We start from the raw sequence: 20,990 nt of genomic DNA, 5'->3' as shown, positions 1-20,990 counted from the left end.
CAAAAATAAAAAAAGCGTCCCGAAATTATCGAGACGCTTTCATAATAATTTATAATAACGTGTTTACTTGATCACTAACTTTTTAGTGACTGAAGCGTTATTTTGAGAGATCTTTAAGATATATACACCAGCGTTTAATGCAGATACATTTAAACGGTCGTTAGTTAAAGACTCATTGATCACTTGTTTTCCTAAAATGTCAAATACAGCAACAGTAACATCATCAGTATTTGTACCTGTAATGTTTACAAATCCTGTTGAGGTTGGGTTAGGATATACTTTAAAGTTATCTGCTGTGAAATCTTCAGTAGATAATGTTGTTGGTGTCACTTCTGCCCATGATGTTCCTAATCTTAATTCGTCAAATAAGATAAATGGTGTCTCACCTGTGCTATCTTGTCTAAGCGCAAATTGATCTAAACTTGTCTCAGGAGACGCATCGGTTACTGTAGCTGTAGCAGCAGGTGCTGTTCCTCCAAATGTAGCATCACTAGGATTAACCCATGTATTTATAACACCATCAGTAGTGTTATAACTCATAACCACAAGAACAGTAGAACCAGCATTAAGAACAGTTGGATCTAAACTTGCGCCAGAAGGTGCCGTGTTCACGTTAGAAATACCAATTTGGTACTGTCCACCAGTTCCTTGCTCTGAAGGAGGTGCTATTGGAACAATCCATAATCTTGCATCAAAACCACCTAGAATTGCAAAGTATCCTGGTGTAGTTGCAGCACTATTATCAGTTACATTAATCAAGAATGATGCATAAAGTGTATTACCACTATCAACAGCTGTAAATTCTATAGCTGTATCGCTACCAGCACCATCAAATGTGACGTGGTTTCCGGTTTGTGAAGAACTTGCTAATTGAGGGTATGTTAATCCGCCTGGTCCACCAATCAATATTTCATCAGAAGAATCAGAAATGTTTGCCCAGTTAGGTGTGTTTCTCAACTCTGATCCCTGTGCATAATCAAATCCTTCGTAAAGAGGTAATGTAAGTGCAGGGTCACAATCAGGGCTGTTTATGTTTCTTGTGAAATCACAGCTACTATTTGCAGGATCTCCAGTAAATGTTACTGTGAAATCAGTACCTTCAGTAATGCCAGTAATTGTGATTGTACCATCTGCAACAGATGTTGGGTCATCACCACCAACAGTTCCAACACCGCCTGTGTCAACCGTATAAGTTGTTGTAGCACCACCTGTATAAGCTATAGTCACATTGTATGTGTCGTCAGTAGCTGGAGTAATACTATCACATGTTTCTGTAATCGTACCTACTTGTAAATCACAAGGGAAAGCGATATCAAAACTTGACATATCTGAAGCTATTGGACCACCACCATCAATTAATTCAACAGTAACCATAAACGTATCTCCGTCAGCAGTTGGAGTAATTGTAAACGGACTTGTAACACCGTTAGTTGTTACAGGTGTTCCACCATTTGTTACAACAGTAATATCAAAAGTAGATCCGCCTGGTGCGTTTTCAGCATTGAAAACAACATCAACAGACGTTGTTCCAGAAGCAACCGAAGATCCATCTCCAGGAGATGTGATTGTTACAGCAGGAGTCGTTGAGCATCCTGTGTAAGAACCTAAAGTGTCCCAACCAGAATTAGAATCACCTATAACCCATTCAGAAGTTGCAGCATCCATACCGAATGATGCTAATGGAACAGGGTTAGGACTGCACACAGATGTTTTTCTTGTCAATGTTTGGTTTTGAGTACCATTAGTGTCATCACCAACTGCCCAACCAGAACCTGGATCATCTTGTAAATCACCTAAAATATCAATGATAGTGTAAGTGTCAGCAGTAGCACCTGCTAAAGTCAGAGCAAAAGCATCATCACCATTACTAAGAAAAGTAAAAGTTTGATCTGCTACAGCTAAAATTGTTGCGTCTGCACTAGGATGTGCAATGACATAAACATCACCATCAGCTAAAATTGTTCCAGGAGCAAAAGTTACATTGTCTGGAAAATCAAATTCATCAAAAGTGTTACAACCGTTAGAACATGACGATAAAGAATAATTACTTAAATCAACATCAGAACCTGTACCATTGTAAATTTCTAAAAATTTGTTATCTCCAGAACCTTCACCATATTTACTAAAAAGTAAATCGGTTGTTTGCGCATATGACAAAGATGCCATAACAAATGTTAAACACAAAAAGTAAAGTTTTTTCATAATTAATTATATTAGATTGAAAATTAAAAAGTCTACAAATATACTCAGTTTTTGTAGTTAAATCGAATAATAGAGTTACTAAATCGTTATTTTAAAATTAAGTAGTTAGGTGTATTAAATATCTATTACTCAATTTTATAGTGGAATATTCAGGTTAACATAATGTTATTAATTAATATAGGATGATAACTTTTTGTTATTAATTATATCTTTACAATACTAAGTTTTTTCAAAATAGGACAATGAAAAAAAGAGATATTAAGATTTTATTAGTTGATGATGAACCAGATATCCTAGAAATAGTAGGTTATAATTTATCATCTCAAGGGTATCAGATCATCACAGCTGAAAATGGTGTGGAAGCCGTAAAAAAGGCGAAGAAAGAAAAGCCACAACTCATTATTTTAGATGTCATGATGCCTGAAATGGATGGTATTGAAGCATGTGAACTTATCAGAAAAGTTCCAGAACTTACCGATACCATAATTACTTTCCTGACAGCTCGCGGAGAAGATTATTCGCAAATGGCTGGTTTTGATGCTGGAGCAGATGATTACATCACCAAACCTATAAAACCAAAAGTACTGGTAAGTAAGGTGAAAGCACTTTTAAGACGCCTCAAAGAAGAAGATAAAGCCGATGGAATTATTAAAATAGGAAACCTTATTATAAATCGGGAGGAATATAAAATTACAATTAAAGGTCAGGAACTTGTTCTGCCAAGAAAAGAGTTTGAATTGCTATCTTTGTTGGCAACTAAACCTAACAAGGTTTTTAAACGTGAGGAAATACTTGACAAAGTATGGGGAAATGAAGTCGTTGTTGGTGGACGTACCATAGACGTTCACATTAGAAAACTACGGGAAAAAATTGGAGACAAGAAGTTTAAAACTATTAAAGGAGTAGGCTATAAGTTTGTAGATTGATGCAGAATAAATTAAAAAAAACGTATAAGTTCGCTTTCAAAACGTCTTTATACATCACTATTTTTTTGACGCTCTTATCGAGTGTTTTTTTGTATTTATTACATTCTGTAAACTTAATTTACCTTATTTCATTTGCCTTATTTACTTATATCTTATCATTTATAGTCATTCAATATCGCGTAGAAAAATTCATTTACCGACGAGTGAAAAAGATTTATGATGATCTTACCCTTTTAGAATCTACCTCATTGCGTACTCAGCCAATCACAACAGATATGGCAACACTTACCGAGGAAATTGATAAATATGCCAAAGATAAAAAGCTTGAAATTGAAACCCTTAAAGTCAGAGAAGAATATCGTAAAGAATTTCTAGGTAATGTGTCTCACGAGTTGAAAACGCCATTGTTTACGGTTCAAGGGTATTTACTTACTCTGCTAGATGGCGCAATTGAAGACAAAAAAGTAAGAGATAAATATCTCAATAGAGCCAGTAAAGGTTTAGAGCGACTCATCTATATTGTTAAAGACCTCGATATGATTACTAAACTAGAGGTTGGAGATTTGCGACTTAACATAGAGACTTTCGACATTGTAGAATTGGTAGAAAGCGTGTTTGAGCTTCTCGAAATGAAAGCTGCTAAGAAGAAAATATCGCTAATATTTGACATTGATTATAATGAACCTATAATGGTAAATGCTGATAAAGAGCGAATTCAACAGGTGGTTACCAATCTTGTCGTAAATTCCATAAAATATGGAGAGGAAAAGGGTACAACAGAGGTAAGCATTGAAAACCTTATAAAAAATAAAGTGATTGTTCGGGTAACCGATAATGGTGAAGGGATTTCTGAAGCTAATTTACCCAGACTCTTTGAACGCTTCTACAGAGTAGATAAGAGTGGTTCTCGTAAAGAAGGAGGCTCAGGATTAGGATTAGCTATTGTCAAGCATATTATTGAAGCGCATAATGAAAAGATTTATGTAGAAAGTGAACTTGGTATTGGTAGTGAGTTTTCATTTACCCTCGAAAAGACGGAATAACTTCTTGTAATTTAGCTCATAATCCATCGCTTCTAAGCCTTTATAATCTGATATATTCTTTAGCTTTTCAAGATTGAATGCTTCCTGACTGCAACTCGGAACGTAACCAAGTTTAGTTAATCTCTTAGCTAAATATTCCTGTTCAAATTGCCCAGGTGTAGGGATGAAAAATGCAGTTTTACTCAATTTTGTTAAGTCCATTACAGTGGTATATCCAGACCTAGAAACAATCAGTCTACTTTCATTAATAGCAGATTCTAGTTCAGAACTGGTCATAAAATTATAAATGATCATATTGTTTTCCTCGGAAATAATCTGTTCTTGATCAATCGTGCCTCTAATGAAGATAACAGTCCCACTATAGTTTTTAAATTCATTGAAAAGTATCTTCTCAACAATGGTGCGTTGAGGTTCTGGCCCTGAAAGCAAAACCATGACATCATATTTGATAGGCGCCTCTTTTTTTGAAAACCGACTTAATGGACCAATGTATTTGATGGGAATTTCACTCACATGAGTATGACCTAATTTTCCACTAAGATTGATGTCTCCAAGGTTATCGGGAACCCAACATTCGTGAAAACGTTTAATGATTTTTTGATGTAATTTAGTACTTAACCAAGTGGTATTTCCACTAAGAACCTGAAGTTGATGAGTTACAAAAACACATGGTACTTTTTTATTATGAGCACCTAATCGGTTATCAGAAATAATTCCGTCAATTTGATGAGTCTCAATTATAGAGGCAATAACCTTTTTTTCTGCTTTAATAGCTTTCACCATTTTAGGAGAACTCTGTAGCATTTTTAATTTAAAGCGTTTCCCTTTTTTAGGATAGGTTATTTCGTAGGAAGGCAACTCTAAAGACTCAAGTTCGGGAAACTCCTTTTGCAGTAATAATAAGGCATCTCCATCACTAGCAATGACAGGCTCAAATTGGTGAGCAATCAAAGCTTTGATAATTGGGATGCATCTTGTAGCATGACCTAATCCCCAATTTAATGGTGCTATGAGTATTCGTTTTTTCAAATTCAGTAAAAACAAAGTTAAAGCTTAAAATGTTTCCTTAATTTTACCAGTTGAAAAATAAAATTAAGAAATTGTTAATTTGTAAACGTGGGAAGTAAAAATAAACTTAAACGATTTAAAGAAAACGAAACATTTGAAAATGTCTTTCAACCTAAAAGAGATGAACTAGTCAATTCAAATTTTAAATTGAAAGGGCAATGGAATGCTTTAGTATTCAAAAATGAAAACCCGCTTGTTTTAGAGTTAGGTTGTGGTCGTGGCGAGTATTCAGTAGAACTCGCAAAAAAATACCCCAATAAAAATTTTATAGGAATAGATATTAAAGGAGCACGTTTTTGGAGAGGAGCAAAAACCGCTATTGAAGAGAATATTCCTAATGTTGCATTTTTAAGAACCCAGATAGAATTAATTGATTATGCGTTTGCTAAACATGAAGTTGATGAGATCTGGATTACGTTTCCTGATCCTCAAATAAAATATAAACGCACTAAGCACAGAATGACAAACTCTAACTTTCTAAAACGCTATAAAACCGTTTTGAAACCAGATGGTGTGGTTAACTTAAAAACCGATAGCGAATTTATGCATGGTTATACATTAGGGTTGCTTCATGGAGAGGGTCATGAAGTCTTGTATGCAAATCATAATGTTTACAAGCAAGAGGGTAGCCCAGAGGAAGTTACCAGTATTCAAACCTATTATGAGTCACAATACTTAGAACAAAACAAACCAATTACGTATATTAGGTTTAAAATAAAATAGATTTGAACGTTACTGTCATTTTTTTTCTAGGATTAATCATTGCTCTTGTTGGTGTAGTTCCGCCAGGTTTATTAAATATGACAGCAGCTAAAATAAGTCTTAAAGAAGGCTATTCTAGAGGTATTATATTCTCCATTGGTGTATGTCTCATTGTGTTTCTTCAAACATACATAGCAGCAATGTTTGCTAGATATCTAAGCAATCATCAAAATGTTGTTGAAATTTTACAGCGTGTGGCTTTTGTTATTTTTGTGCTTATTACCATCTATTTTTTGTTGCTAGCTAAAGCATCTGTAAAACCAGATGTTGAACCGCTTAGTAGAAGTAAGCAGAGTCGGTTTTTTCAAGGGATGTTTTTATCAGCAATTAATGTATTTCCTATTCCATATCAGGCTTATATGACCATTACTATAGCAAGTTTTGGCTGGTTTAATTTTGATGCTATGAGTATTTTGACCTATTGCTCTGGAGCCTCAACAGGAACATTTGTGATGCTATATGTTTATATTTTCTTTTTCGATAAGATCAAGAACAAGAAATTTACATCTCAAAAGAACATGAACTATATTATTGGTGCTATTACTGGAATAGTAGCAGGAGTAACACTAATCAATATTATAATGGAGATGTAAGATGAAGCCCAAAACTCTAAATTTCTTTGACAAAGTTTATGAGGTTGCTCGATTAATTCCTTTTGGAAGAGTGACAAGTTATGGCGCAATTGCTAATTACCTAGGCGCAAAACGCAGTGCCAGAATGGTTGGTTATGCAATGAATGGCTCAGGCGGAAAAGATGTTCCGGCTCATCGCGTGGTAAACCGAAAAGGATTGTTAACAGGAAAGCATCATTTTGATGGTACAAATCTGATGCAACAGCTTTTAGAAAGTGAAGGTATTAGGGTTGTAAATAACCAAATACAAGATTTAGATGCCATATTTTGGGATCCAGCTAAGGAATTATAGTTTACTTATCTCATCACTTTATTGTTCTCGTTACTGATATTTAGTGTTCAATAACTTAGCCATATTACATCATAAGAAATAGCAATCTTTAGGCTTTAAACTTCAAGCTTTATTGAGTATCTTTGCATTTAGAATGATTCTGAATAAATCACATTTCAGAAGTTAAAAATTGCTATGAAATTAAATAAACAAGACATACTCAAGGCACTTGAGACCATTTCAGCTCCTGGAGAAGGACAAAACATGGTTGAAAGTGGTGCAGTTACTAATGTTGTGACCTTTGCAGATGAGGTAATTGTTGATATTACCATTACTAATCCAAGTTTGCAAGCTAAGAAAAAGACAGAAGTAGAAATCATGAAAACCATTCATGATAAAGTGTACGAAAAGGCTAAGATAAAAGTGAATGTTAAAGTTGATGCACCTACAAAGTCGGCTCCAAATGTCATAAAAGGAAAAGCTATTCCGGGAATTAAGAATATTATTGCTGTAGCCTCTGGTAAAGGAGGTGTTGGTAAATCTACAGTAACAGCAAATTTGGCAGTTACCTTAGCAAAAATGGGATTTAAGGTTGGTATTTTAGATGCAGATATTTATGGGCCATCTATGCCAATTATGTTTGATGTTGAGCTTGAAAGACCTTTAGCAGTTAATGTAGATGGAACATCTAAAATGCGTCCTGTAGAAAATTATGGTGTTAAACTATTATCTATAGGATTTTTCACAAAACCAGATCAAGCTGTAGTTTGGAGAGGGCCTATGGCTGCAAAAGCATTGAACCAAATGATTTTTGATGCCGCTTGGGGTGAATTAGATTTCATGTTAATTGATTTGCCTCCAGGTACAGGTGATATTCACTTAAGCATCATGCAATCATTACCTATTACAGGTGCTGTAGTTGTAAGTACACCTCAAAATGTGGCGCTTGCCGATGCCAAAAAGGGAGTGGCCATGTTTCAGCAAGACAGTATCAATGTACCAGTGTTAGGTATTATCGAAAATATGGCCTATTTTACACCAGAAGAATTACCAGATAACAAATATTATATCTTTGGGAAACAAGGCGCTAAGAACCTGTCTGAAGATCTAAATGTTAGATTTTTAGGAGAGTTGCCTTTGGTGCAAAGTATTAGAGAAGCAGGAGATGTTGGTCGTCCAGCAGCTTTACAAACGGCTTCTGCCTTAGAACAATCTTTTGAGAAATTAACTCAGAATGTGGTTGAAGAAGTGGTGAGTAGAAATGATAATTTACCACCAACAGAAGCTATTAAAATAACTACTATGGCTGGATGTTCAGCAGTAAAGAAGAATTAGAAAATGAGTACAGAACAATTAAGACTGAATGTCGAAAAAGCTTTAGATGAGATTCGTCCGTTTTTACAAAGTGATGGCGGTGATATTTCATTACTATCTATTGAAGACGATAAGTTAGTAAAGGTTCAATTGCAAGGCGCTTGTGTTGGATGTAGTGTCAATCAAATGACTCTTAAATCTGGTGTTGAGATGACTATAAAAAAGTATGCGCCGCAAATAGAAGAGGTTATCAACATCGAAGCATAAAATAATGTGACTTTTGTCACATAATTTGTCCCTCTTTTCTTTTAATTTTACTTTCCGAAATTTGAATTGATGATTACAACAGATATACTTATTATTGGAGCTGGACCAACAGGATTATTTACTGTTTTTGAAGCAGGTCTGCTTAAATTAAAATGTCACTTGATTGACGCCTTACCACAACCAGGAGGGCAATGTTCTGAGATTTATCCTAAAAAACCCATTTATGATATTCCTGCTTATCCCGAAATATTAGCTGGTGATCTTACCGATAAACTATTAGAGCAATGTAAACAGTTTGAACCAGGTTTTACACTTGGTGAACGCGCTGAAACTATAGATAAACAAGATGATGGTACGTTTATTGTAACCACTAATAAAGGAACCAAACACCATGCACCAGTTGTCGCAATTGCTGGTGGTTTAGGAAGTTTTGAGCCGCGTAAACCATTGATTGATAATATTATAGATTACGAAGATAAAGGTATTGAGTACATCATTAAAGATCCAGAATTCTACAGAAATAAACGAGTAGTTATAGCTGGTGGAGGAGACTCTGCGTTAGATTGGAGTATTTTTTTAAGCGATGTCGCAAGCGAAGTTACTCTTATTCACAGACGTAATGAGTTTCGTGGACATTTGGATTCAGTTGAAAAAGTTCAAGAGCTAAAGAATCAAGGGAAAATAGAATTGATCACACCTGCTGAAGTTGTTGGTGTTCATGGTAATGGGAAAATTGAAGCTGTAACTATCAAAAAAGGTGAAGATTCGTTTCAAAAAGAATGTGATCACTTTGTGCCGCTTTTCGGACTTTCACCAAAATTAGGACCCATAGCAAATTGGGGATTAGAAATCGAAAAAAATGCAATCAAAGTCAATAACGCACTAGATTATCAAACTAATATCCCAGGCATTTTTGCTATTGGTGATGTGAATACCTATCCAGGAAAGCTAAAGTTAATTCTTTGTGGTTTCCATGAAGCTACTCTGATGTGTCAGGCGGCATATCAAATCATAAATCCAGGAAAGCGTTACGTTTTAAAATATACTACTGTTAGTGGTGTGGATGGTTTTGATGGTACACGTAAAGAAGCACCAAAAGCAGTTGTAAAAGCTATAGAGTAGTGGAACAAGACGTAACTATAAAAATAACAGATCGCGACGGGAATACACATGAGGTATTAGCTCCTACAGACATGGCAATGAATTTAATGGAAGTGGTTCGTTCTTATGAACTTGCTCCCGAAGGAACTATTGGTGTTTGTGGAGGTATGGCGATGTGTGCTTCATGTCAGTGTTATGTCAAGTCTAATCACGAACTTCCAGAAATGCAAGATGACGAAGAAGCCATGTTAAGCGAAGCATTTTATGTTAAAGAAAACTCCCGTTTAGGTTGTCAATTGCCCATTTCTAAGGAGATGGAAGGACTTGAAGTGGAGTTGGCTCCTGAGAGTTAATCTGTTTTATAATCTTCTAGTTTTCTGGGACCTTCTAGTAAAATTCTAACAATCTTAAGTGTGCCATCATCAGTGGTAGCAATTTGCCATTTGATAAGTGAGATCTCGCCATTTTCAATTTCAATACCTGTTATGCTTCTTGGATGTACGCAGCTTCCATCGTTAAAAAAAGCAATATCTCCTGGCTCAGGAAATCGAGGCCGATGCGTATGACCAGCAATAGTAACTAGATTATTGTTTTCTGCAATCCATTTTTTAGTACGGCGTTCTACTTTGATGAGCTCCTTATAATTTTTAGCCGGACTCGTTGGATCTGCAATTCCCATAACATTCAATGGTTTCCATAGAATACGTACCATAAATCGACTCCACTTCCAAAATAAATAATTCCACCAATCGGCTTGATGACCATGTAACAAAAAAAGTTCCTGACCAGTTTCCGAGTGTTTTAAAACAACAGCCTCATGATATGTGATATCACAAAATAGCTCTACATCTTCACCTATCTTAGGATCAAAATATGTGGATAAGTACTTTTCAACATATTTAGGATCGCGATATACCATGTCGTGATTTCCCCAAATCATATGGAGTCGTCCCTGTTCGTGGAATAACTTCATTAACATGTATACATTCTTATGTGCTTCTAAAATAGAATTGAAAGAGAGATTCTCCCAAAGTTCATCGCCATCACCCAATTCGCAGTAGCTAAATCCTTCAGCATAATAATGTTTTAATGCATGGAAGTAGATGTTTCGGTTATTGGCAAAATCATCAGCAAAACTATTGTCGCCACGATGGCAATCACTAAATAAGATGTACTTACTAGAATTGTCAAAGTGGACAACTTTAGCATTTTTATATGCACGATCTAATCTGGTTTTTGATGACATGGATAAACTTTCAACTAAAATAAGCAGAAATTAGTCATTGAGTGATACCTCATTCAATTTTTTCAATTGCAAGTGGTAGCAAACGTTCAACAAATTTGCTGTATGCTATTTCAGAAGGATGCAAATTATCCGAAGCTATCAATTCTGGATTGTCCAAACCCTGACGTGTAATATCAGTGATATTCAGAAACGTGATGTTTTGTTCATTACAATAGGCTTCGGCAAAATTATTGTACATATCTATTTGAGAGGACGTCGTTGCAGGGTTTCCAAAATTTTGTCCAAATAAGGTATAGGCATAATCTGGAATCGATAATACGATTAGATTGTTTTTGTCTCCTTTTGCCGCTGTAACAGCCGTTTCTATCAATTGTGGGAATTCAATTTCATACAGTGAAAAAGGCTTGCCTTGGAATTGATTGTTTACGCCAATTAAAAGTGTGACGAGATCATGATCATCAGTTAACGTTTCCGAAGCAATGGCATTGATAAGGTTGGTTGTGGTCCAGCCTGTTTGTGCTATGACCTGAAGTTTAAAGGTGTCTTGTTCGGTGTATCTCTGTTTTAGGCTGTCTTTTAATTGCTCTGGAAACCTACAGGTGTCACAAACACTTTGTCCAATGGTGTAACTGTCACCTAAACTTAACATTTTAAATGTTTTTGGGAGAACAGGATCAGCTGATGTATCATCAGAAGATGAACAGTTCATAACAATTGCTAGCATTAAAAACCATATGATATGTGTCTTTCGCATGGTTGCAAAGGTACGATATGTTGCTAATAAAAAATGCTTCCCTTTTTTGAGAAGCATTTCATAAGTTATATCATTTGATAATTAACTCATACACAACGATTTCGTCAGAGTGAGATAATTAAAAAAGCCTTAGGTTTTATTTGAAGGCGTTGAGTCCAGTGATATCTAATCCGGTAATGAGCAAGTGAATATCGTGAGTACCTTCATAAGTAATAACACTTTCCAGGTTCATTGAATGACGCATGATACTGTACTCTCCAGTAATCCCCATTCCACCAAGCATTTGTCTTGCTTCACGAGCAATATTGATTGCCATATCAACATTGTTACGTTTAGCCATTGAGATTTGAGCCGATGTCGCTCTACCTTCTTCACGCAAAACGCCTAAACGCCATGTTAGCATTTGAGCTTTGGTAATTTCAGTGATCATTTCTGCCAGTTTCTTTTGTTGTAATTGGAACTGTCCAATCGGTTTTCCGAATTGAATGCGCTCTTTACTGTAACGTAGTGCAGTGTCATAACAATCCATGGCTGCACCAATTGCTCCCCAAGCAATTCCATATCGAGCAGAATCCAGACATCCTAATGGAGCACCAAGACCAGATTTGTTTGGTAAAAGGTTCTCTTTCGGAACTTTGACATTATCAAATATAAGTTCACCTGTAGCGCTTGCACGGAGTGACCATTTATTATGTGTTTCAGGAGTAGAAAAGCCTTCCATTCCACGCTCAACTATAAGTCCGTGAATTCGGCCGTCTTCATTTTTAGCCCAAACTACAGCAACCTGACAAAAAGGAGCATTAGAAATCCACATTTTAGCACCATTTAAAAGATAATGGTCACCCATATCTTTAAAGTTTGTGGTCATGCCACCAGGATTACTTCCGTGGTCAGGTTCTGTTAATCCAAAAGAACCCATCCATTCACCAGAAGCCAATTTCGGTAAGAACTTTTGACGTTGTTCTTCGGTTCCGTACTTCCAGATTGGATACATCACTAAAGACGATTGTACTGAAGCTGTACTTCTTACACCAGAATCACCACGCTCTATTTCCTGCATGATCAACCCGTAAGAGATTTGATCCAATCCGGCACCTCCATACTCTACAGGAATGTAAGGTCCAAAAGCTCCAATTTCTGCTAAACCATTTATAATTTGGTTTGGGAATTCAGCCTTTTGAGCATACTCTTCGATGATAGGTGAAACGTCACGCTTTACCCAATCTCTGGCAGCATCACGTACTAATTTATGTTCTTCAGAAAGTAAGTCATCAAGATTGTAATAATCAGGAGCTTCAAATAAATCTGGCTTCATAATGATTGTTATTTTGTTTGGGTAACAAAAATAACGAAAACGTTTTCAGTTGACAATTTTAAAACTACATTTTCAAATAAAAATCCTTAGTCAATTCTATGTAGTCATTTGTGTACTGATGTCGGGAAGTTTCTATGATTAATTCTGAAGTTTCTAAAGGTGTCTTTGAGAATGAAAACTCTATAAGGCTTCGTTTAATATTAGAAGATGTAGAGCCTTTTACGTGAGTAATTCGTTTTGGAAAGAGCTTGACATTTGATGCGAGTGTAATGAATTGAGTTTCTTCTGAAAAAGGTATAATCACCGAAAATATACCATTTTTTGAGAGTAATACAACAACGCTATTTAATAAATGGGCAAAAGGCATAGCGTCTTGAAATCGCGCAAGATCGCGTTGGTGGTTTTCAGTTTTATAAGTTTCAGAATAGAAAGGAGGATTACAAACAATCAGATCGTACGTATCATCGATCTCATCAGCAAACTCTTCAAGAGAGGCATGATAGCAAAATAACCGATCGTTCCATGGTGATTGCTCAAAATTCTCGACACATTGCTCAAAAGCATTATCATCAATTTCAATAGCCTCAATAATTTGAGCATCAGATCGCTGTGCGAGCATTAATGATAAGATGCCAGTTCCTGAACCAATATCTAAAATGGAAAATGGATGATTTTCAATCGATGTCCAAGCACCAAGTAAAACAGCATCAGTGCCAATTTTCATAGCACATTGATCCTGGTTTATTGTAAACTGTTTAAATTGAAATGGTTTATCCATATAGCATCATCCTGAACTTGTTTCAGGATCTCATTATTATTGTGCGTTACTGAAATCGTAGATTCATGAATAACTTAATTTGAAAATAGACATTTGAATACATAAATTTAGCATGACTAAAAGTTAATTGTCTTCTAAATACAAATCGATAAGTCCTTCAGGAGTCTCTACAAAAATAGTCTTATTGTCTTTGTCAACACGATCGATAAACTCATCATTCATTGGGATTAAGATTTCGATACCATTTCTATCGATTTCAAAAAGTGATTGGGCTGTTGAATCATTTACAGCTGTAATGATACCAACATGGCCAAAGTGTTTGTCTTCCACTTTAAAACCAATGATCTCATGAAAGTAAAACTTATCATCATCAAGTTTTGGTAAAAATTCCAATGGTAGGTATAATTCACTTTTGATAAGTGCATCTGCATCCGCTTCGGTATCTACATCTTCAAATTTTATACGTAGTAGTTCTGATTTATGTAATTGAGAAGCTTCAATAAAAAAAGGAACAAGGTTGTTTCTTACTTCAACAAACACCGACTCCATTTGTTCATAAAGCTCAGGTTCATCGGTGTCTAGTTTGACTAGTAGTTCGCCTTTAAAGCTGTACTTTTTTACAATTTTTCCAAGATAAAAGCAATCGTCTTTTTTCATAATCTGAAATAAAAAAACCCCGACAATCATCGTCGGGGTTAAAAGTATAAAAAATAATTTTCTATTCTTCTTCGTTTGAAGCTGTTGCTTCACCTTCAGCTTGAACTTCTTCTGCAGTTTCTTCTTCAGCTACAGGAGCTGCGGCAGCTATTCTAGCTTCGTTAACTGCTTTTTCAGCAGCTAATGCTTCAGCTTTAGCTTGTGCTTCAGCTTTAGATAAACCATCAGCTTTAGCTTGTATTTTTGCTGCTTTTTCTTCTAACCAAGCATCAAACTTCGCTTGTGCTTGTTCTTCAGTAAGAGCACCTTTCTTTACACCACCAGCTAAGTGGTTTTTAAGCAATGCACCTTTATAAGATAAAATTGCTCTGGCTGTATCAGTAGGTTGTGCACCATTCTGTAACCATTGTACTGCTCCATCAACATTTAATTCTATTGTTGCTGGATTAACATTTGGATTGTAAGCACCTAATTTTTCTAAGTATTTACCATCTCTTTTTGCTCGTGCATCTGCTGCAACGATCCAATAATAAGGTTTCCCTTTTTTACCGTGTCTTTGTAATCTAATTTTTACAGGCATAAATTTAATTAATTTGTGAGGTTCTCGACCTCTATTATTAATGAGAGCGCAAAGATAATACAATTATTTAATTATGAACATTTTATTTGAAATTAAGTAATATTGAAATTTTATTATACTTTTGGAATTCTTTAAACGTTATTGTATTTACCTAAATGCAATACTGAAAAAAATAAAATGAGAAAAATAGCCTTAATTCTTTTAACCGTAATACTAGTATCTAGTTGTGGTGACGAAGTAGAGTTTAATTCACCTGCAATACAAGGAAACTACAATGGAAATTCCTGGGTAGCATCATCATTTGCTGCTGATATTGATTTCGGAGGGTTTTTACTTCAAGGAAGTAATAATATAGAAACATTACAATTAGTTACACAAGACGATACAGCGGGAGTTTACAACATAGGTAGTGATAGTCCAAACGTTGCTATATTTAAAGATGCTAACGGAATAGTATACTCCACAGCAAATGAGCCAGATCCTAGTCTTTCACTTTATCCGGTAGAAGGACAGATTATAATAGAAAACATTATTGATACCAATCCTAAAACCATTACAGGAACATTTTGGTTCTATGCGTATTCTGAAGATGGATTACAAACCGTTAATTTTAACGAAGGTGTATTCCATAAAGTACCATTGGTTGGTGGTTTAGTAGCCATTGATAATGGTAGTAGTTGTTTACAGGCAACTCAACAAGTTAATATTAGTCAGGCAGCGTTTAATGCTACAGATACTAGTATGCCAGATTATACGACTATTTGTAATGCTTACAAAACAGCATTGATTGATAAAATAGATGTTTGTGGAGATCCTGATGGTAGCCAGCAACTTATTGTTGATTCTCTTGGAACTTGTATACCATAAGTAATTAGTATTAAAACAAATCATAAAAGCAGCCTAATATTTATTAGGCTGCTTTTTTGTTAATGACTTATAAATCATTGTTAAAGATGTTAAATTGTTCGATTTTTCCTACTTTTTTATTTATACTATTTAAGAGCGATGTGAAACAATACGCATCCAAAAAGAAAGTATTGAAATTTTTAAAAATGTAAGAGAAAAAATGAAGTATTCAGAAGAAATTTCAAACAAGTTAAATGAATTATTAGAGAAAAACTACGATGCAGAAAAAGGGTATTTAAATGCCATTGATAATGTAGAAAGTGACAGGTTGAAAATGTTTTTTAAACGTAGAGCTTCAGAACGAAGTGAGTTTGCCAAAGAGCTAAGGACCGAAATATTACAATATGGAGAAATTCCAAAAGATTCAGGAAGTTTTAAAGGAACAATGCATCGTAACTGGATGACCTTAAAATCAACTTTCAGTACCAATAATGAAGAGGCCATATTAGAGGAAGCCATTAGAGGAGAGGAAGCTAGTCTGGAAGCTTATAACGAGCTCATGAAAGAACGTAATTTGCCACCAAGTATAGATGTATTGTTATTGAAACACCGAAATGCAATACAATCGGCCATTAATACAGAAAAAGTGCATGAAGAACTTGTGTCCTAATTCAAAATAATCGATAGTAAAAAGTCAGCTTATAAAGCTGGCTTTTTTTGTTTAAAACTCTTTATAACTTCACTTCAAAAAAGCATACTTTATTTGTAATTTTATGGACTTACATCTGTAGATTTTATCTTCGGAAAACTAATAAATAAAACTGCAAATAAAGCCACATGTACTTAATTTTTGATACTGAAACTACGGGATTACCAAAACGATGGGACGCACCAATTACTGATGTTGAAAATTGGCCGAGATGTATTCAAATTGCTTGGCAATTACATGATGAAATGGGTAACTGTATCGATCATCAGGATTATTTGGTGCAACCTGACGGATTTAATATTCCTTATGATGCAGAAAAAATTCACGGTATTTCTACTGAACTTGCTCAGGAACAAGGCGTGCCTATTTCCGAAGTCCTAGAGAAATTTAATACTGCTTTATCCAAAACAAAATTTGTTGTTGGTCAAAATGTAAAGTTCGATCTCAACATTATGGGAGCTGAGTTTGTAAGAGAAAATCTTGCAAATCAACTACAAGAATTACCAGTACTAGATACCTGTACCGAACATACCGCAGAACTTTGTAAGATTCCAGGTGGTCGTGGCGGGAAGTTTAAATTACCAACATTAACAGAGTTACACCAGTTTTTGTTCAATACGCCATTTGCAGAAGCCCACAATGCAACTGCCGATGTTGAGGCTACAACGCGTTGTTTTTTAGAACTCATTCGTTTAGGCGAATATACCAAAGAAGAATTAGATGTTCAGCCTGATTATTTTGAACGGTTTAATCAAGAAAACCCACAACCAGTTCAACTTATTGGATTAAAGCATATCAACCTAAAAAAAGAAAGTGCTAAGATCAATGAACGACTTCAGAAGTTGCAAGGTGATGATATTTCCGAAGCAGAGATCAAAGAAAATATTTCTGGTCTGGCCGATGTTGATTTTGTGCATTTACATAACCATTCGCAGTTCTCAGTATTACAATCTACTATCAGCATTTCAGATCTTGTAGCGGTTGCTGCAGAACATAACATGCCTGCAGTTGCTTTGACAGATCATGCCAACATGATGGGTGCGTTTCATTTTGTAAAAGCTGTTAATAATCATAACAAGTCAGTTAAAGCTAAAATAGAAGAAGCTCAAGAGAAAGGTGAAGAATCTACAGCTAAAGAAATCAAACCAATCATAGGTTGTGAGTTCTTTGTTTGTGAAGATCATACGGACAAGACAAGAAAAGACAACGGCTATCAAATTGTTTTAATTGCAAAAAATAAGAACGGCTATCACAATCTGGCAAAGTTGTCATCTCATGCCTTTGTAGATGGATTTTACTACTTGCCAAGAATTGATAAAAAACTCATTCAGCAGTATAAAGAGGATCTCATTTGTTTGACAGGAAACCTTTATGGTGAAGTGCCTAGTAAGGTATTGAATGTTGGAGAAAATCAAGCCGAGGAAGCCTTAATCTGGTGGAAACAAGAGTTTGGAGATGATCTCTACATCGAGTTAATGAGACATAATCAGGAAGATGAAAATCGTGTCAACCCTGTACTCATTAAACTTGCTCAAAAACATGATGTCAAAGTTATAGCAACCAATAATACCTACTACTGCAAACAGGAAGATGCCAATGCTCACGATATTTTACTTTGTGTAAAAGACGGTGAAAAACAAGCAACTCCAATTGGAAGAGGTCGCGGATATCGTTACGGATTGCCAAATCAGGAATATTACTTTAAGTCCTCCAAAGAAATGAAGGCGCTTTTTAGGGATATTCCAGAAGCCATTACAAACATTCAGGATGTTGTAGATAAAATTGAAGCATTTCAATTAGCAAGAGATGTATTATTGCCTGCCTTTGATATTCCTGATGAATTTAAAGATGATGCCGATCTTGCCGATGGTGGAAAACGTGGTGAGAATGCGTATTTGAGACATTTAACCTATGAAGGTGCCAAAAAGCGTTATGGAGAGCTCACAGATGATATCACTGAGCGTCTCGATTTTGAATTAAGTGTCATTGAAAATACAGGATATCCTGGTTACTTTCTGATTGTTGAAGATTTTATCAGAGAGGCTCGTAATATGGATGTATCTGTTGGTCCAGGTCGAGGGTCTGCCGCTGGATCTGTTGTTGCTTATTGTTTATGGATTACTAATATCGATCCATTAAAATATGACTTACTTTTTGAGCGTTTCCTGAATCCTGACCGAATTAGTATGCCTGATATTGATATTGACTTTGATGATGAAGGTCGAAGTCGCGTCATGGATTATGTGATCGAAAAATATGGCGCAAATCAGGTAGCTCAGATCATCACCTACGGAACTATGGCAGCCAAGTCATCCATTCGTGATACTGCAAGAGTTTTAGATCTTCCATTATTTGATGCCGATCGTATCGCGAAGTTGATTCCAACTATGTCTAAATTGAATAAGATTTTTGGTTTAGACGAAAAAGAATTAGGTAAGAAGTTTAGAGCCGAAGACCTCGAGAAGGTCAACCAACTTTTGAACATTGCTGATGGTGACGATCTCGAATCGGAAACTGTAAATCTGGCAAGAACACTTGAAGGTTCGGTTAGAAATACTGGAATTCATGCTTGTGGAGTCATCATTACACCAGATGACATAACCAAGTTTGTTCCAGTATCCACAGCAAAAGATTCAGATTTATATGTGACGCAATTTGACAACTCTGTTGTTGAAGATGCTGGATTATTAAAGATGGATTTTCTCGGACTTAAAACCTTGACATTAATTAAGGATACCGTAAAGATTGTTAAAGCAAAACATGGTATAGAATTAGATCCCGAAAGTTTTCCTTTAGATGATGAGATGACTTATCAGTTGTTCCAAAGAGGTGAAACGGTTGGTGTCTTTCAGTATGAATCTCCTGGAATGCAAAAACACCTTAGAGATCTTAAACCAACAGTGTTTGAGGATCTCATTGCCATGAATGCATTATATCGTCCTGGACCAATGGAATATATTCCAAGTTTTGTTCGTCGTAAGCATGGAGAGGAAGAGATTGATTATGACCTTCCTGCTATGGAAGAATACCTCAAAGAAACCTACGGAATTACAGTCTACCAGGAGCAAGTGATGTTACTGTCCCAGAAATTAGCCGATTTTACCAAAGGTGAAGCAGATGTCCTTAGAAAAGCAATGGGTAAAAAACAAATTGCAGTTCTGGATAAGATGAAACCTAAGTTTATAGAGCAGGCGGTTGCAAATGGTCATGATGCCAAAAAACTTGAAAAGATTTGGAAAGATTGGGAAGCGTTTGCAAGTTATGCCTTCAATAAATCGCATTCTACATGTTATGCATGGATTGCATATCAAACAGCATACTTGAAAGCACATTATCCTGCTGAATATATGGCTGCTGTATTATCAAATAACATGAATGATATCAAGCAGGTTACGTTTTTTATGGAAGAATGTAAACGCATGCGATTGGATGTACTAGGTCCAGATGTTAATGAATCGTATTATAAGTTTTCTGTAAATCAGGATAATGCAGTTCGCTTTGGAATGGGTGCCATTAAAGGTGTTGGTCATGGCGCTGTAATAACTATAGTAGAAAACAGAAAAAAGGATGGGCATTACAAATCTATTTTTGATCTGGCCAAACGAATTGATTTACGTGCAGCCAATAAAAAAGCTTTTGAAAATTTAGCATTAGCGGGAGGTTTTGATGGGTTTGGAGATACGCATCGCGCCCAATACTTTCATGATGATGGTGATGGCATTACCTTTTTAGAAAAAGCTATAAAATATGGAGCAAAGCACCAAGAGAACGAGAATTCTGCTCAGGTCAGTTTGTTTGGAGCAGCAAGTGATGTTCAAATTGCAGAACCTATAGTGCCGCCTTGTGAGGAATGGGGAACCATGGAGAAACTTGCCCAAGAGAAAGAAGTAGTTGGCGTGTATATTTCTGGACATCCATTAGATGATTTTAAAGTAGAAATGAAAACCTTTTGTAATGCAAGTCTGGCATTATTTAATGAGTTGGAAAATTATGTCAATCGCGAGCTAACCTTTGGAGGTGTGGTAACTGATGTGCAACATCGTGTGAGTAAACAAGGGAAAGGTTGGGCAATATTTATGGTTGAAGATTATACTGATAGTTTTGAGTTTAGGATTTTTGGAGAAGAATATTTAAAGTATCGTCATTTTTTAGTTAAGAATAGTTTTATCTATGTTAAAGCGTTTGTTCGAGAGGGTTGGGTAAATCGGGATACAGGAAAGAAGAGTGATCCAAGAATTCAATTTAATAGTTTTCAGTTGTTGCATGATGTTATGGATACTTACGCCAGAAAGTTATCTGTACAACTGAATATTAGAGATTTACAAGAACAACGCATTTCATTATTACGAGATGTGTTTAGAATACATCAAGGTGAAAAAGCGCTCAATTTTATCATCTATGATAATGATGAAAAGATCAAATTGAATATGCCAAGTCGAAAGCAAAAAGTGAAGATATCTCAAGAACTTCTCAATGAGTTAGAAGAAAATAATGTTATGTATAAATTAAACTAAATCCT

Annotated in this window: 20 protein-coding genes; 12 read left to right on the top strand and 8 right to left on the bottom strand. The window is 35.6% G+C overall.

The window, feature by feature from the left end; all coding sequences use genetic code 11:
* Positions 1-63 precede the first annotated feature (63 nt).
* On the bottom strand, positions 64-2,166 hold the full coding sequence (locus Q0951_RS16140; RefSeq protein WP_299339115.1) for a T9SS type A sorting domain-containing protein: 2,103 nt from the start codon (positions 2,164-2,166) through the stop codon (positions 64-66).
* Positions 2,167-2,444: 278 nt separating this feature from the next.
* Here Q0951_RS16140 and Q0951_RS16135 point away from each other — a divergent pair, with 278 nt between their 5' ends.
* Together Q0951_RS16135 and Q0951_RS16130 are read left to right on the top strand one after the other, a co-directional pair.
* Entirely contained in the window at positions 2,445-3,128 is a 684-nt protein-coding gene (locus Q0951_RS16135) for a response regulator transcription factor (protein WP_299339111.1), read from the top strand.
* Positions 3,128-4,171 carry an ATP-binding protein gene (locus tag Q0951_RS16130; protein ID WP_299339108.1) on the top strand — a complete coding sequence of 348 codons (1,044 nt, stop codon included), beginning with the start codon at positions 3,128-3,130 and terminating at the stop codon, positions 4,169-4,171. Before Q0951_RS16135 ends, Q0951_RS16130 begins: the two co-directional genes overlap by 1 nt.
* Here Q0951_RS16130 and Q0951_RS16125 read toward each other — a convergent pair.
* The gene (locus Q0951_RS16125) at positions 4,145-5,200 is read right to left on the bottom strand and encodes a glycosyltransferase (RefSeq protein WP_299339105.1); all 1,056 of its coding nucleotides are present in this window, start codon (positions 5,198-5,200) and stop codon (positions 4,145-4,147) included. The genes Q0951_RS16130 and Q0951_RS16125 overlap by 27 nt on opposite strands.
* An 87-nt stretch (positions 5,201-5,287) precedes the next feature.
* Here Q0951_RS16125 and trmB point away from each other — a divergent pair, with 87 nt between their 5' ends.
* The 7 genes from trmB to Q0951_RS16090 all read left to right on the top strand — a co-directional run bounded on the left by trmB (position 5,288) and on the right by Q0951_RS16090 (position 9,939).
* Positions 5,288-5,962 (top strand): tRNA (guanosine(46)-N7)-methyltransferase TrmB, encoded by a 675-nt coding sequence (gene trmB / locus Q0951_RS16120; protein WP_299339102.1) that lies wholly within the window; start codon positions 5,288-5,290, stop codon positions 5,960-5,962.
* 2 nt (positions 5,963-5,964) lie between these two features.
* Positions 5,965-6,594, top strand: coding sequence for a LysE family transporter (locus tag Q0951_RS16115; RefSeq protein ID WP_299339099.1), 630 nt, complete (start codon positions 5,965-5,967; stop codon positions 6,592-6,594).
* A 1-nt stretch (position 6,595) separates the two neighbouring features.
* Positions 6,596-6,925, top strand: coding sequence for an MGMT family protein (locus tag Q0951_RS16110; RefSeq protein ID WP_299339097.1), 330 nt, complete (start codon positions 6,596-6,598; stop codon positions 6,923-6,925).
* 174 nt (positions 6,926-7,099) lie between these two features.
* On the top strand, positions 7,100-8,239 hold the full coding sequence (locus tag Q0951_RS16105) for an Mrp/NBP35 family ATP-binding protein (protein ID WP_299339094.1): 1,140 nt from the start codon (positions 7,100-7,102) through the stop codon (positions 8,237-8,239).
* 3 nt (positions 8,240-8,242) lie between these two features.
* A complete protein-coding gene (locus tag Q0951_RS16100; RefSeq protein ID WP_299339091.1) occupies positions 8,243-8,485 on the top strand; it encodes a NifU family protein in 243 nt (80 codons plus the stop codon).
* A 69-nt stretch (positions 8,486-8,554) separates the two neighbouring features.
* Positions 8,555-9,607, top strand: coding sequence for an NAD(P)/FAD-dependent oxidoreductase (locus Q0951_RS16095; RefSeq protein ID WP_299339088.1), 1,053 nt, complete (start codon positions 8,555-8,557; stop codon positions 9,605-9,607).
* A complete protein-coding gene (locus tag Q0951_RS16090) occupies positions 9,607-9,939 on the top strand; it encodes a 2Fe-2S iron-sulfur cluster-binding protein (protein WP_299339085.1) in 333 nt (110 codons plus the stop codon). Before Q0951_RS16095 ends, Q0951_RS16090 begins: the two co-directional genes overlap by 1 nt.
* Here Q0951_RS16090 and Q0951_RS16085 read toward each other — a convergent pair.
* The 6 genes from Q0951_RS16085 to Q0951_RS16060 all read right to left on the bottom strand — a co-directional run bounded on the left by Q0951_RS16085 (position 9,936) and on the right by Q0951_RS16060 (position 14,916).
* Positions 9,936-10,832, bottom strand: a complete 897-nt coding sequence (locus tag Q0951_RS16085) for a metallophosphoesterase family protein (RefSeq protein ID WP_299339083.1) — start codon at positions 10,830-10,832, stop codon at positions 9,936-9,938. The genes Q0951_RS16090 and Q0951_RS16085 overlap by 4 nt on opposite strands.
* A gap of 49 nt (positions 10,833-10,881) precedes the next feature.
* Positions 10,882-11,643 carry an SGNH/GDSL hydrolase family protein gene (locus Q0951_RS16080; RefSeq protein WP_299339080.1) on the bottom strand — a complete coding sequence of 254 codons (762 nt, stop codon included), beginning with the start codon at positions 11,641-11,643 and terminating at the stop codon, positions 10,882-10,884.
* A gap of 79 nt (positions 11,644-11,722) precedes the next feature.
* Positions 11,723-12,901: an acyl-CoA dehydrogenase family protein gene (locus Q0951_RS16075; protein ID WP_299339077.1), complete on the bottom strand. Its 1,179-nt coding sequence runs from the start codon at positions 12,899-12,901 to the stop codon at positions 11,723-11,725.
* A gap of 64 nt (positions 12,902-12,965) precedes the next feature.
* Complete coding sequence (locus tag Q0951_RS16070) at positions 12,966-13,679, bottom strand: methyltransferase (protein ID WP_299339074.1); 714 nt, start codon at positions 13,677-13,679, stop codon at positions 12,966-12,968.
* Positions 13,680-13,802: 123 nt separating this feature from the next.
* On the bottom strand, positions 13,803-14,336 hold the full coding sequence (rimM, locus tag Q0951_RS16065; RefSeq protein WP_299339071.1) for a ribosome maturation factor RimM: 534 nt from the start codon (positions 14,334-14,336) through the stop codon (positions 13,803-13,805).
* A 61-nt stretch (positions 14,337-14,397) separates the two neighbouring features.
* A complete protein-coding gene (locus tag Q0951_RS16060) occupies positions 14,398-14,916 on the bottom strand; it encodes a 30S ribosomal protein S16 (protein WP_299339069.1) in 519 nt (172 codons plus the stop codon).
* Positions 14,917-15,093: 177 nt separating this feature from the next.
* On the opposite strand from Q0951_RS16060, the gene Q0951_RS16055 reads away from it, so the two are divergent.
* The 3 genes from Q0951_RS16055 to dnaE all read left to right on the top strand — a co-directional run bounded on the left by Q0951_RS16055 (position 15,094) and on the right by dnaE (position 20,985).
* Positions 15,094-15,783: a DUF6252 family protein gene (locus Q0951_RS16055; protein ID WP_299339066.1), complete on the top strand. Its 690-nt coding sequence runs from the start codon at positions 15,094-15,096 to the stop codon at positions 15,781-15,783.
* 199 nt (positions 15,784-15,982) lie between these two features.
* Complete coding sequence (locus Q0951_RS16050) at positions 15,983-16,432, top strand: PA2169 family four-helix-bundle protein (protein WP_299339063.1); 450 nt, start codon at positions 15,983-15,985, stop codon at positions 16,430-16,432.
* A 167-nt stretch (positions 16,433-16,599) separates the two neighbouring features.
* Positions 16,600-20,985: a DNA polymerase III subunit alpha gene (gene dnaE / locus Q0951_RS16045; protein ID WP_299339061.1), complete on the top strand. Its 4,386-nt coding sequence runs from the start codon at positions 16,600-16,602 to the stop codon at positions 20,983-20,985.
* The last annotated feature ends 5 nt before the right edge of the window (positions 20,986-20,990 follow it).

The sequence above is a fragment of the uncultured Psychroserpens sp. genome, assembly GCF_947501425.1.
Classification (GTDB): domain Bacteria; phylum Bacteroidota; class Bacteroidia; order Flavobacteriales; family Flavobacteriaceae; genus Psychroserpens.
Note: the sequence above shows the minus strand (reverse complement) of the source record. Positions and strands in the feature narration are given on the sequence as shown.